Here is a 12,464-nt window from a genome sequence, read left to right as displayed (position 1 = left end):
CGCATTTTTGCTTTTTTTTCGTAATTTTGCACGCAAAATAATTCAAAATAGTTACAAATATGAAGCATCTTCTATTACTTGCTATTTCTGCCCTTATCCTGATGTCTTGTCAGGAGTCGCTCGAAGAGCGTATTGCTCGCGAGAACAAAGAGTTCACCCAAACAAAATGTCCGATGCCGTTGAATACTGAAAGCACTATGTATCTAGACAGCATAGTTTTCGACATTCCCACACTGACCCAGAGTCAGTATTTCCGTATCAACGACTTTGCTATTCCCACTGACCAGCTACGTCAGGCACTGATCAGCGAGTTGAGACAAGAACCTAAATACAAAGCACATCGCGAGAAGGGCTATAGCTTTCACTACATCTATCGTCATTTGAACAATCCTGACAGTGTGCTTTTCGAAACGACGATCGTCAAGGAAGACTATCAATAAGAAAACACAGCCAGGAATAAAGAGATAAGAAACAAAAAGATAGAAAAAAATTGAAATAAAAAAATAGCGAAGCTCTGAGAAAAGCTTCGCTATTTTTATGGTCTTAGCTCAACACTTATGCCTCTTCTGGCTTCATGTTGGTATAGACGGTCTGAACGTCGTCGAAGTCCTCGAGCTTCTCTACCATCTTGTCGATAGTTTCGCGCTCCTCAGGTGTTACATCTTTCAGGTCGTTAGGAATACGAGTGAACTCAGCACCAGTCACCTCGAAACCGTTCTCCTCCAGGTGCTTCTGCACAGCGCTGAAGCTTGAAGGATCGGCATAGATAGTGATGCTGTTCTCCTCCTCGTCCTCGTCGTACTCGTCCTCTACGCCGTAGTCAATCAGGTCGAGAATCATCTCGTCCATATCCAGTCCGTCCTTTTTCTTGAAAGTGAACACACTCTTGTGGTCGAAGAGGAAGCTCAGTGAGCCCTGGGTACCCAGGTTACCATTGAACTTATTGAATACTGAGCGAACGTCACCCACGGTACGAGTGGTGTTGTCGGTCAGTGTCTCTACGAAGATAGCAATGCCGTGAGGGCCATATCCCTCGTATGTTACCTCCTTATAGTCGCTCTGGTCCTTACCCATAGCGTTCTTGATAGCACGCTCGATGTTATCCTTCGGCATGTTCTCGCGCTTAGCGTTGGCAATGATAGCACGCAGTGCGGGGTTGTTCTCAGGCTCTGGACCGCCAGCCTTTACAGCGATGGCAATCTGCTTACCAATCTTTGTGAATGTCTTGGCCATGTGGCCCCATCTTTTCAGCTTTGTAGCTTTACGATATTCAAATGCTCTTCCCATTGTTTATATTTTTTTGCCCCCTAAGTTAGGGGGTTGGGGGTCTGAACACATGTTCATTGCCCCATTGTTATTATTATTCTATTAATTATCTCGTTCAGACCCCTGTCGTCCCCTCGCTCGGCTATGCCGCTTTGCTTTTGCAAAGAACTTAGGGGACAAGGGTTAACGCAATTCTGCACCAAGCTGCTTCTTTAGCTGAGCAATCAGCTTCTGCATGATGGCGTCGATCTGCTTGTCGTTCATTGTCTTCTCTGTGTCTTGCAGAATGAAGTTGACAGCATACGACTTCTTGCCTTCAGGCAGATTCTTACCCTCGTAAACGTCGAACAGCTCCACTTTCTTCAGCAGCTTCTTCTCCGTCTGACGTGCTATCTGCTCAATCTGTGCAAACTCAACGGCATTATCTACCAGCAGAGCCAGGTCACGACTTACAGCAGGATGCTTAGAAATCTCAGTGAATGTCACCTCATTCTTCTTCGTAGCCTTCATCAACTGCGTCCAGTTGAGCTCTGCGAAATAGACAGGCTGCTGCAGGTCGAACTGCTTCAGGAGCTTCTTCGACAGGATACCCATCTCGATGAGTTTCTTTCCACCACGATTCTCGATCACAATGCCAGCCGAGAAGTTTGGATTCTCGCTCTTTTTCTGCACCATCAATCCCTGCTTCATGCCTATGCGGCTCAGGATGTTCTGCACGTGTGCTGCCAGTTCGTAGTAGGTAGTATCTTCGTTAGGATGCGCCCATGAGCCTTCCACGCGCTTACCTGTCACCCAAAGACCCATGAAATTCTCCTCCTTATAGGCCTGCATGGGGTTCTCCTCGTTCTTCTTCTCTGGGTCGAAGAAGTAGCAGTTGCCAAACTCAAAGAAGCGCAGGTTTGCATTCTTACGCTTCACGTTGTGCTCTACGCTTTCCAAACCGCCATACAACAGTGTCTGACGCATCACGCCGAGATCGCTTGACAGCGGGTTCATGATCTTCACCACCGTCTCGTCCTCGCCATAGTAAGCCGTCTTGGTCAGCGAGTTGTTCAGTATCTCGTTGAAGCCAGCACCCACCAGTTGCTCAGAGACCACATTCTGCAGTTTGTGCTTGCGGTCTTCCTCGGCCTTGATCACGAGGCTCGACTTCAACTGTGTGGGAATCTCCACATTATTATATCCATAGATGCGCAGGATATCCTCTACCACATCGCAGGGGCGCTGCACGTCCACACGATAAGCAGGTACTTCCAGTTTCAGGCCTTCAGCATTCTCCTCCAGCACCTTCATCTCCAGTGTGTCACAGATACTCTTGATGGTCTCTACGGGGATGTCCTTACCCACCAGATTGTGCACATAGCTATACTGCAGGTCAACCACAGCATTCTCTATCTTCTCTGGGTAAACATCACAGATTTCCATAGAAACCTTACCGCCTGCCAGCTCCTTGCAGAGCAGGGCAGCCTGCTTCAGGGCATAGATGACGCCATTGGGGTCGATGCCACGCTCAAAGCGGAACGAAGCATCGGTGCTCAGACCGTGACGACGAGCCGACTTACGAATCCAGGTGGGGTGGAAATAGGCACTCTCCAGCACCACGTTACGAGTGGTCTCGTAGGTTCCACTACCCTTTCCGCCAAACACGCCTGCGATGCACATAGGCTCCTCAGCGTTGCAGATAGCCAGGTCTCGGTCAGAGAGCTTGTGCTCCTCGCCATCGAGTGTGACGAAGGGAGTACCCTCGGGCATAGTCTTCACCACGATCTTGTGGCCCTTCACCATATCGGCATCGAAGGTGTGCAGAGGCTGTCCGTAGGCCATCATCACATAGTTGGTGATGTCCACAATATTATTTATTGGGCGCAGACCGATGGTGGTCAGCTTGTTCTTCAGCCAGTCGGGCGACTCTTTCACCTCGCAGCCAGTCACGCTGACACAAGCATAGCGCTTGCAAGCGTCTGTATTAGCAATCTCCACCTCAATGGGCAGGTCGTTATTATCCACTGCGAAGTCTTCTACGCCAGGGCGATGCAGTGCTGTCTCGTAGCCGTTCTGCTTCAACCATGCATAGAGATCGCGTGCCACACCCCAGTGCGACAGTGCATCAGCACGGTTGGCAGTGATATCTACCTCGATGAGCCAGTCGCTCTCCAGGTTGTAGTACTCGGCAGCTGGTGTACCTACCACGGCATCCTCGGGCAGCACAATGATGCCATCGTGACTGCTGCCGATTCCGATCTCGTCTTCGGCGCAGATCATACCGTTAGACTCAACGCCACGCAGTTTTGATTTCTTGATAACAAATTCCTGATCGCCATCGTAGAGCACGCAGCCCAGATCGGCCACGATAACCTTCTGACCAGCAGCCACATTAGGAGCGCCACATACAATCTGTGAGGGTTCGCCCTTGCCCAGGTCAACAGTCGTTACATGAAGGTGATCAGAATTGGGATGCAATTCGCAAGTGAGCACCTTGCCCACATAGAGTCCTTTCAATCCACCACGTATGGATTGTACTTCTTCGAGAGCGTCAACTTCGAGTCCCGTAGAGGTCAGTGCATCGCATACCTGCTGCGGCGAAAGGTCGAAATCAACGTATTCTTTCAGCCATTTATAAGAAATATTCATTCCTAAAACAATTGTTTAAATTCGAATTCGGCTGCAAAGGTACAAAAAATGAGTGAAATGAGAAAGGAAAACTCGTTTTTCTTTTCATTTCCGAATGCAAGTACCTTCGACAAAGTCAAAGGTACGAATAAACGAGCAAAGAACAAAATAAAAGCTCGCTTTTTATTTTTTCTTTCGAGTGCAAGTACCTTAGACGCAGTCAAAGGTACTAAAAAAAAATGAAAGACCCATCATATTCACGACGAATCTTTCATTCTATTTTGCGTTAAAAAGCTATCGCTTTATCTCGATATCCCCTCGCACATTATCACGAATCTTGTTCAGGTAGGCCTTCATGCCGACAGCATCTTTCTGGTCGATAATCTCCAGCAGTTCTTTCAGCTCTGTGCGTATCTGCGCCACCTGGTCGTGGGTATAGGGGTTGAACAGAATTTCCTGCAACAGATAATCGTCTTCGTTCAGCACGCCCTTGGCTATGCGCATGTGGCGCTTGAAGGTGGTGCCTGGTGCATCCTGATGTTTCATCACGGCTGCAAAGACGAAGGTAGATACGAAAGGAATACTCAGCGAGTAGGCCACCGTCTTGTCGTGCTCCTCAAAGGTGTACTCATAGATATTGAGTCCCAACTTGTTATACAGGTCCTTGAAGAAGCAGCGCCCCATGCAGTCGCCTTCCTGGATGATGATGGCGTTCTCCTCAGAGAGCTGCTGCAGATTGGCAAACGTGGGTCCAAACATCGGGTGTGTAGAGACGTAGCGCATGCCAGTCTGTTCGTAAAAGTCTTTCAAATCGGTTTTCACGCTGGCGATATCGCTGATGATGCACTCTTTGGGCAGATAGGGTATCACCTCTTTGAACACTGGAATGGTGTATTTCAGCGTGACGGCATTGATCAGCAGTTCTGGCTCGAAAGCCTTTATTTCCTCGTAGGTTGTAAACCGTTGGCAGTTGTAGGTGAAGCGCATGCGCTTGGCATCGCGTTCGAATACAGCCACCTCGTGGTCGAAGCTCAGCAGGTCGATAAAGAAACTTCCCATCTTACCTGCTCCCATGACTAATATTTTCATAAAAAAGAAATAGAATTTAAGAATTGAAAAATTGAAGTTTTTCAAGCCGCATGGACTTCAATCCTTCAATCTTTCAATCTTTCAATTTTATTTGTTAATAATTTCTATCTGTTGACGAACACTCTCCTCGTGGATACCCTCGAAAACCTTGGCCACGAAGTCGGAACCCATGCCTAGCAGGGAACCCTGAGCACCACGCTTGGCCAAGATCTCATTGTAGCGCGAGGTCTGCAGCACGGTCATGTTGTGCTCTTTCTTATACTGACCTATCTCGCGGCATACGCGCATACGCTTGGCCAGCAGGTCCATCAACTGGTTATCGAGCTCGTCAATCTGTTTGCGCAACTGCTGGATGCCTTCTGTGGTGGTGTGCTCATCGCGAATCACCAGCAGCGAGAGGATGTAGTCGAGCACATCGGGTGTCACCTGCTGAGCGGCGTCGCTCCATGCCTTGTCTGGGTCGCAGTGGCTCTCTACGATGAGTCCGTCGAAGCCCAGGTCCATAGCCTGCTGACATAGCGGTGCTATAAGTTCGCGACGTCCGCCGATGTGCGATGGGTCGCAGATGATTGGCAGCTCGGGTATGCGGCGATGCAGCTCGATGGGTATCTGCCACATAGGCATGTTGCGATAGATCTTCTTGTCGTACGACGAGAAACCGCGATGGATGGCTCCCAGTCGCTTCACGCCAGCTTGATTAAGACGTTCCAGAGCTCCGATCCAAAGCTCCAAGTCGGGGTTCACGGGATTCTTAACAAACACGGGTACATCGACGCCCTGAAGCGAGTCGGCCAGTGCCTGCATGGCAAAGGGGTTGGCCGATGTGCGGGCACCAATCCACAGTATGTCGATTCCATATTTCAAAGCCAGCTCCACATGCTCGGGCGTAGCCACCTCGGTAGATACCAGCATCTTGGTTTCCTCTTTAACCTGCTTCAGCCATTTCAGGGCAGGTTCGCCATGACCCTCGAAGCCACCAGGCTTGGTGCGTGGTTTCCACACGCCAGCGCGGAAGTTGTGGCAGCCTTTCATAGCCAACTGTTTAGCTGTGGTCATTACTTGCTCCTCGGTCTCGGCAGAGCAAGGTCCTGCAATCACGAAGGGACGTTCGTTGTCACTAGGCAAATTCAATGGTGATAATTCTAGTTCCATAATTATATTGCTTTTTTGATTCTTTCCAATGCTTGTTTAATTTTTTCCTCCTTGGCACACAGCGAGATACGTATGTAGCGATTGCCGTTAGAGCCGAAGATGAAGCCTGGGGTGATGAAGACGCGGGCCTCGTGGAGCACACGCTCGGTCAGGTCTTCTACGTTCTGCACGCCATCGGGTATGCGCCCCCAGAGGAACATGCCCACCTGGTTCTTGTCGTAGGTGCATCCCAGTGCTTCCATGATCTTCTCGGCCCACTGGCGACGGCGACGATAGGTCTCGATGTTGTATTCGCGATGCCAGGCCTCGTCATTGTCCAGAGCCTGGGCAGCTGCCAACTGGATGCCGCGGAAGGTGCCACTATCTACGTTGCTTTTGATTTTCAGCACCCACTGTATGAACTGCGGGTTAGACACACACATGCCCACACGCCAGCCGGGCATATTGTGGCTCTTCGACATTGAGTTGAACTCTATGCAGCAGTCTTTGGCGCCTGGCACCTGCATCAGCGAGAGGTGCTCTTCGCTGAGGATGAAGCTATAGGGATTGTCGTTCACCACGACGATGTTATGGGCTTTGGCAAACTGCACCAGTCGCTCGTAGGTGGCTCGCTGGGCGCGTCCACCCGTGGGCATGTTGGGATAGTTGGTCCACATCAGTTTCACCTTCGACAGATCCATTTTCTCCAGCTCGTCGAAATCGGGCTGCCATCCGTTGTCCTCGCAGAGATTATAGTTCACCACCTTGGCGCCCAGTATCTTCGACAGCGAGGTATAGGTGGGATAACCAGGATTGGGCACCAGCACCTCGTCGCCAGGGTTCACGAAGGCCAGCGTCACGTGCAGGATGCCTTCTTTCGAACCGATCAGTGGCAGCACCTCTGTCTTGCCGTCTATATCCACGCCGTACCAGCGCTTATAGAAGCGGGCCATAGCCTCGCGCAGTTCAGGCGTGCCCATCGTGGGCTGATAGCCGTGGGCCGAGGGTTCGTTGGCCACCTCACAAAGTTTTTCAATGGTTTGCTGAGAAGGTGGCATATCGGGACTGCCGATAGCCAAGGAAATGATATCCTTGCCTTCTGCGTTTAGTTGGGCCACCTCTTTCAGTTTTCTACTGAAGTAGTATTCCTGAACTAAGTTCAGCCTGTCGGCTGGTAAAATTGAAGAATTGAAAGATTGAAGAGTTGAAGTTCTCTTCTCCTTTCCAATTTCTTCACTACCTGTATTTACTTTTGTTTCCATATACTATTTCAATTCTTCAATTTTTCCGCTCGGCTTCGCCGCTTGGCTCTGCCAAGAATCCTTCAATCCTTCAATCCTTCAATCCTTCAATCCTTCAATTTTTCAAATCGCCTTATATTCCCCTAAGATTTTCAGGTCACGCGTCAGGGGGATGATGGCATCCACGGCCTGACGATAGCGCGTGAGGTCGCTATAGGTCACATCGACATAGAACAGATACTCCCACTCCTTGCCGATGATGGGCAGCGACTGTATCTTCGTGAGGTTGATCTTGTAGAACGACAAGATGGCGAGCACAGCCGAGAGCGAACCCTCCTCGTGGGGCAGCGAGAACACGATGCTGGCCTTGTTGCTCTCTACGAGAGGGCGCAGCATGTCGGCCTTCTGCGGAGCCGAGCACACCAGGAAACGGGTGAAGTTGTGCTTATTGTCCTCGATGCCGTTCTCCAGCACCTTCAGCCCATAAAGCTTGGCAGCCTCGGCATGACAGATGGCGGCCCATCCGCGATGGTGGCCTTCAGCTATCATCTTGGCAGAGCCTGCGGTGTCGTCGCCCTCCACGATGCGCAGCTGCGGGTGGTGCTCCAGGTAGTGGCGCGTCTGCATCAGTGCTACAGGGTGCGAGTGTACCTCGGTGATGGTGTCCCAGTCATCCTCGGGCAGACAGCAGATGCAGTGGGTGATGTGCAACTTGTGCTCGCCCACCACGGTGGTGCCACTGTCGCGCAGCAACTCGTAGTTGTGCAGCAGCGAACCGGCTATGGTGTTTTCGATGGCAGCCATACCGATGACGGTGGGGTCTTGTCGCACGTTCTCAAACACCTGTTCAAACGTATTGCAACAGATCAACTGCAGTTGTTCGCCCTCGAAATACTGATGGGCGGCGATGTCGTGAAACGACCCTGTGATGCCTTGTATCGCTATTCTTTTCATGTTCTAAAAAGGAAGCCCCACTTTCACTCTTCGTGAAGCGGGGCCTTATTTAATTTTTCAATTTTTCAATTATTTAATTTTACATACGACTACCCGCTTCACAATTGCTTGTAAAGTAATAATAAAAATAGAAGTATGCATTAAAATTCGTCATTTTTGTTACTAATTGTAATTATCGGGTGCAAAAGTATAACAAATTCGTCAAACAGCCAAACTTTTTCCGAGTTTTTTTACAATCCAAATGGATTTATGGCTGAATAGACGCGTTTCATGTGCTGTTCTACGCCTTCGGCAGAATAGTCGCCGCTGACGTCAGCTAGTTCATTGGGGTTCAGCTCCAGCAGTTTCTGCATGTCTTCCTCGGCACCCTGCTTGTCGCCTGCCTCATAGCGCAGTCGGCCGCGCTCGTGGTAGGCCTCCAGGTGGAAGGGGTTCATGTCTATCAGGCGGGTGTAGAGCTGCAGTGCCTCGTCGGCCTGTCCCTCGGCCTGTGCCAGGCGTGCGGCAGCCAGTACCACGTCTTCGTGGTCGGCGTGGCGAGCCATCAGCCAGTCCACGTCTTCCTTGGCACCCTTCACCTCGCCCATCTTGGTCAGCACCTGGGCGCGCAGCAGGCGGGCATCGGCAAAGTCGGGGTCTAGCACCACGGCTTTGGTCAGGCGAGCTATGGCGCCAATGATGTCGCCACGACCAGCGCAGGCCTGTGCATATAAATAATGTACGCGAGGATGGGTCTCGTCCACCTGCAGCGCCTGCTGACAGAGGGTATCCATCTCGTCGTAGTCTTCCTGCATATAGGCCACATGGGCGGCCTGCAGCAGCACCTCTACATTGTCGGGGGTCTGCTGGTAGAGGGCTTTCAGCTCGGTGATGGCTTCAGCCAACTGCCCCTGGCGGATGAGTGCCTGCGACAGGTAGTCGCGCACCTCCAGGTCGTCTTGTATCTTCAGCGCCTCGCGATAGCACTTCACGGCATAGTCAAACTGCCCTATGCGCATAGCCTTCACACCGTCGTATTTCAGCAGATCAAACTGCTTGGCATCGGCGTTTTTCTTATCTTCCTCGGGGGTTTCGTCGACCCCACCCAACAATGTTTTCCTGAATCCCATGATTAAAAGCTTAAAAATTTGGTTGCAAAGTTACGAAAAAAGAATTAAAATGTGTACCTTTGTCCCGATGATTTAAATCATAATTTTTATGTTAGCAACAAAAACATTACTGCTCTTAGGACTGGGCGCACCAGAGCTGCTGTTCATCGCCCTCGTTGTACTGCTGCTCTTTGGCGGCTCTAAGATTCCCGAACTGATGCGCGGCCTGGGCAAAGGCGTGAAAAGCTTCAAAGAGGGCATGAACGAAGTGGGCGACATGAAAGCCGACATCGAAGACGAAGCCAAGAAGGATGAAAAATAACGAGGCAGCCACCTTCTGGCAGCATCTCGACATTCTGCGCTGGGTCATCCTGCGCTCGCTAGCCGTGGTAGTAACAGTGGGCACGGTGGCCTTCTGCCTAAAGGACTGGCTCTTTGCGTTGGTGCTGGCACCGAGCAACAGCCAGTTTGTCACATTTCGCTGGCTGCACACCGAGCCGTTTGCGCTCCACCTAATCAACACGGGGCTCACCGAACAATTCATGACACACATGCGTATGGCCTTGTATGCCGGCTTGCTATGTGCTGCGCCCTACGTGCTTTTCGAGCTTTTCCGTTTCATATCACCAGGGCTCTACCGCCACGAGCGCCGTGCTGCGCTGTGGATCACGCTCTCTGGCTATTTGATGTTCATGTTGGGCACACTCGTGTGCTACATGCTCATATTCCCTCTCACTGTGCGTTTCCTCGGCACCTACCAGGTCAGCCCTGATGTTGACAACATGCTCACACTTCAGAGCTATGCCGACACGCTCGTATCCATGAGTCTGGTCATGGGTGCCGTCTTTGAGTTGCCCGTGGTCTGTGCCATCCTTGGTCGTCTGGGGGTCATTTCCCCCACCCTGATGACCCACTATCGTCGCCATGCTATCGTCGCCATCCTCGTAGTGGCAGCCATCATCACCCCCACTACCGATGTCTTCACCCTTCTTCTTGTATCACTTCCCATCGCCCTGCTCTACGAAATCAGTATCTTCATTGTCAAAATTTCCAAAAAGAGCAACCCCCTCTAAATCTCCCCGAGGGGGAGACTTAACCCCCTCCCCCTCCTAAACAACAAACAGCGCACCCCTGAATCGGTGCGCTGTTTATTGTTTAAAGTGAGAAGTGAGAGGTGAGAAGTGGTGCGCCTGCGGCGCAAAGCACCCCCTCTAAATCTCCCCAAGGGGGAGACTTTTCTTACTTCCCCCCTCCCCTTGGGAGGGTCGGGGTGGGGGTAATTCCTTAGCTTGAACCTTGCGCAGCCGCTCCCCTCCCATGTAGGGGAGGGGTCGGGGTGTGGGGTCAGTATTGTTCTAACTGCCAATGAAGTTACAGACCCCACCCCTGCCCCTCCCCTTGAAGGGAGGGGAGTTCAGCAGATGATATATGCAATTTATAGAACATACCTCAAAAGGGAATCTTTCGTACTGTGCGGTTGAAAATCCAAGGACTCCGCAGCCACTCCCCTCCCCTTGGGAGGGATGGGGAGGGGTTCCTAATTCATACAACTAGCCACGCCGAGGCTGGTGGCGATCGCCGTAAGGATGGCGATAACAGTTTGCAATACGAACTTCCAAGTTTCCAGTTTCTTCATAGTATTATTCGGTTAATTTGGTTAATTACGATTTGGGGCCGCCTGCGGCGGGAAGGTTTAGCTCGACGGCCGACAGGGAAAGTCAAATTATTCAAAATTTGATTCAAAATTAAACAGAGATTTATATCCCTTCGGCTTGTGTCAGGCGAGAAAGAAAATAAAAATGAGAAATTTTGTTTTCAATTTTGAAAAATTTCCCTGCGAAGCAGGCCAAACCTCCCCTTGGGAGGGATGGGGAGAGGTCTGTTAGTCCTCATTCTCCCCCTGCTCCTTTTCATTTTCGCTAGCATCCGGCACAATCTCGAAGCGAGCGTTCTTCATGAACGTAGGACTAGCGTACTCCGAGAACTTCTTCTTGTCGCCGTTGAACTTCACCTGCAGGTGCCTGATGTTCTGCACTCCGAACTCTTCCGCCGATCCAGCACCCGAGGTACTCATCTTCAGCGAGAACGTGCCCAGACCGTCGAGCTTGATCTTGTAGCCCTCGTGCAGCAGCTCCTCGAAGCAGAGCACGAAGCACTCGATGACACCCTTCACCACATCGGAGGTGTAGATGGTACCGTGCTTGGAGATGTGGCGGCACAGGTCGTCGGTAGAGAGCGTCTCGTTGTAGTTCACGCGTCCGTACCACTTACCGAACATCTTCGAGTTCTTCACCTGGTTCACATACTTTTTGATTCTAAGTTTTGCCATAATTTTTCGTGTGTTTTTAATGGTTAGAAAGTTAATGATTCGTTTGCCCTCAGAAAAGCGCTCATTTGCCCCTAGAAAACTCATGATTTACTATTTCTTAATGACAATACAAAGGTACAAAAAATATATGAGATACGCAAATGTTTTGGTAATTATTTTGATGTATTTTTCTATAAGCACTTTTTGTGTTTGCCACCTGCCTTGTCCTGGTTTCGTACCATCGTACCATCGTACCATTTCGAAAATCAAAAGTTTGCGTTAAACTAGCCTATTGATATTTATACATAATATTATATATTATAATATATAATATTATGTATAAATATTTAAATACCTGTAAACTGTCAATTTTGACGTATTGTGCATGAAATGGGAAAATGATACCTTTGGGCTCGTTTTAAGAATGAGACAAATGGTATATAGCAGTAAAGATTTTGAGAGCCTTTGGTTTTTGTACCAGGCTGAGGGCCTCCCGAAGAATATCTCGATAGAGGAATTCTGCACAAAGCACGGAGTTGACTTCCCTACTTTCGACAAGTGGTACAGAAAGACGCATAAGAATGTTTATCCGATAACTGTGACTGGAATGCCCGCTGAAGAAGAGGCGGAGATTCAGTCAGAAGCAGCAAAGGTTAGTGAGGAGAGTAAGGTGCATGATCCTGTAAGGCATCCCTTTAAGTATCCTGCTGACCGGGTGGCTAACATCAGCAAAAAGATCTCCATCAGCATCAAGTTCCCTGATGGGATGAAGATTGT

Annotated in this window: 13 protein-coding genes; 4 read left to right on the top strand and 9 right to left on the bottom strand. The window is 50.1% G+C overall.

The genetic code is table 11. The features are described from left to right. Positions 1-59: 59 nt before the first annotated feature. On the top strand, positions 60-440 hold the full coding sequence (locus tag T433_RS0113030) for a hypothetical protein (protein ID WP_027456105.1): 381 nt from the start codon (positions 60-62) through the stop codon (positions 438-440). Positions 441-555: 115 nt separating this feature from the next. On the opposite strand, the gene T433_RS0113025 is transcribed toward T433_RS0113030, so the two are convergent. From T433_RS0113025 to T433_RS0112990, 7 genes are all read right to left on the bottom strand, one after another. Beyond that, the gene (locus T433_RS0113025; protein ID WP_027456104.1) at positions 556-1,287 is read right to left on the bottom strand and encodes a YebC/PmpR family DNA-binding transcriptional regulator; all 732 of its coding nucleotides are present in this window, start codon (positions 1,285-1,287) and stop codon (positions 556-558) included. Between the two features lie 162 nt (positions 1,288-1,449). Continuing rightward, positions 1,450-3,897 (bottom strand): phenylalanine--tRNA ligase subunit beta, encoded by a 2,448-nt coding sequence (gene pheT, locus T433_RS0113020; RefSeq protein ID WP_027456103.1) that lies wholly within the window; start codon positions 3,895-3,897, stop codon positions 1,450-1,452. A 273-nt stretch (positions 3,898-4,170) separates the two neighbouring features. Beyond that, the gene (locus T433_RS0113010) at positions 4,171-4,965 is read right to left on the bottom strand and encodes a prephenate dehydrogenase (RefSeq protein WP_027449425.1); all 795 of its coding nucleotides are present in this window, start codon (positions 4,963-4,965) and stop codon (positions 4,171-4,173) included. 87 nt (positions 4,966-5,052) lie between these two features. Then, entirely contained in the window at positions 5,053-6,117 is a 1,065-nt protein-coding gene (locus T433_RS0113005; protein ID WP_027449426.1) for a bifunctional 3-deoxy-7-phosphoheptulonate synthase/chorismate mutase type II, read from the bottom strand. Positions 6,118-6,119: 2 nt separating this feature from the next. Next, entirely contained in the window at positions 6,120-7,358 is a 1,239-nt protein-coding gene (locus tag T433_RS0113000) for a pyridoxal phosphate-dependent aminotransferase (protein WP_081778502.1), read from the bottom strand. A gap of 102 nt (positions 7,359-7,460) precedes the next feature. After that, positions 7,461-8,291: a prephenate dehydratase gene (locus T433_RS0112995; protein WP_027456100.1), complete on the bottom strand. Its 831-nt coding sequence runs from the start codon at positions 8,289-8,291 to the stop codon at positions 7,461-7,463. Between the two features lie 230 nt (positions 8,292-8,521). Beyond that, positions 8,522-9,400, bottom strand: a complete 879-nt coding sequence (locus T433_RS0112990) for a tetratricopeptide repeat protein (protein WP_044110009.1) — start codon at positions 9,398-9,400, stop codon at positions 8,522-8,524. Between the two features lie 88 nt (positions 9,401-9,488). Here T433_RS0112990 and T433_RS0112985 point away from each other — a divergent pair, with 88 nt between their 5' ends. Both T433_RS0112985 and tatC read left to right on the top strand, forming a co-directional pair. Further along, on the top strand, positions 9,489-9,701 hold the full coding sequence (locus T433_RS0112985; protein ID WP_027456098.1) for a Sec-independent protein translocase subunit TatA/TatB: 213 nt from the start codon (positions 9,489-9,491) through the stop codon (positions 9,699-9,701). Further along, positions 9,691-10,452, top strand: a complete 762-nt coding sequence (gene tatC, locus T433_RS0112980) for a twin-arginine translocase subunit TatC (protein WP_027456097.1) — start codon at positions 9,691-9,693, stop codon at positions 10,450-10,452. The genes T433_RS0112985 and tatC overlap by 11 nt, the downstream gene beginning before the upstream one ends. Before the next feature lie 464 nt (positions 10,453-10,916). Here the strand turns inward: tatC and T433_RS16590 are convergent, their stop codons facing one another. Both T433_RS16590 and T433_RS16065 read right to left on the bottom strand, forming a co-directional pair. Then, the gene (locus tag T433_RS16590) at positions 10,917-11,015 is read right to left on the bottom strand and encodes a smalltalk protein (protein WP_155808313.1); all 99 of its coding nucleotides are present in this window, start codon (positions 11,013-11,015) and stop codon (positions 10,917-10,919) included. A gap of 246 nt (positions 11,016-11,261) precedes the next feature. Further along, positions 11,262-11,708: an HU family DNA-binding protein gene (locus T433_RS16065; protein ID WP_162164209.1), complete on the bottom strand. Its 447-nt coding sequence runs from the start codon at positions 11,706-11,708 to the stop codon at positions 11,262-11,264. A 403-nt stretch (positions 11,709-12,111) separates the two neighbouring features. Here T433_RS16065 and T433_RS16665 point away from each other — a divergent pair. Next, a partial coding sequence (locus T433_RS16665) for a hypothetical protein (protein ID WP_162164208.1) occupies positions 12,112-12,464 on the top strand: 353 nt, incomplete at its 3' end.

The sequence above is a fragment of the Xylanibacter brevis ATCC 19188 genome (genome assembly GCF_000621725.1).
Classification (GTDB): Bacteria; Bacteroidota; Bacteroidia; order Bacteroidales; family Bacteroidaceae; genus Prevotella; species Prevotella brevis.
This window is presented reverse-complemented; position numbering and strand designations above follow the sequence as displayed.

What these genes read in the sequence shown, in the direction of transcription:
- T433_RS0112990 (WP_044110009.1), bottom strand. Translation starts at nt 9,400, where the DNA reads ATGGGATTCAGGAAAACATTGTTGGGTGGGGTCGACGAAACCCCCGAG.
- T433_RS0113010 (WP_027449425.1), bottom strand. Translation starts at nt 4,965, where the DNA reads ATGAAAATATTAGTCATGGGAGCAGGTAAGATGGGAAGTTTCTTTATC.
- T433_RS0112985 (WP_027456098.1), top strand. Translation starts at nt 9,489, where the DNA reads ATGTTAGCAACAAAAACATTACTGCTCTTAGGACTGGGCGCACCAGAG.
- T433_RS0113000 (WP_081778502.1), bottom strand. Translation starts at nt 7,358, where the DNA reads ATGGAAACAAAAGTAAATACAGGTAGTGAAGAAATTGGAAAGGAGAAG.
- tatC (WP_027456097.1), top strand. Translation starts at nt 9,691, where the DNA reads ATGAAAAATAACGAGGCAGCCACCTTCTGGCAGCATCTCGACATTCTG.
- T433_RS16065 (WP_162164209.1), bottom strand. Translation starts at nt 11,708, where the DNA reads ATGGCAAAACTTAGAATCAAAAAGTATGTGAACCAGGTGAAGAACTCG.
- T433_RS0112995 (WP_027456100.1), bottom strand. Translation starts at nt 8,291, where the DNA reads ATGAAAAGAATAGCGATACAAGGCATCACAGGGTCGTTTCACGACATC.
- T433_RS16590 (WP_155808313.1), bottom strand. Translation starts at nt 11,015, where the DNA reads ATGAAGAAACTGGAAACTTGGAAGTTCGTATTGCAAACTGTTATCGCC.
- T433_RS0113005 (WP_027449426.1), bottom strand. Translation starts at nt 6,117, where the DNA reads ATGGAACTAGAATTATCACCATTGAATTTGCCTAGTGACAACGAACGT.
- T433_RS0113030 (WP_027456105.1), top strand. Translation starts at nt 60, where the DNA reads ATGAAGCATCTTCTATTACTTGCTATTTCTGCCCTTATCCTGATGTCT.
- pheT (WP_027456103.1), bottom strand. Translation starts at nt 3,897, where the DNA reads ATGAATATTTCTTATAAATGGCTGAAAGAATACGTTGATTTCGACCTT.
- T433_RS0113025 (WP_027456104.1), bottom strand. Translation starts at nt 1,287, where the DNA reads ATGGGAAGAGCATTTGAATATCGTAAAGCTACAAAGCTGAAAAGATGG.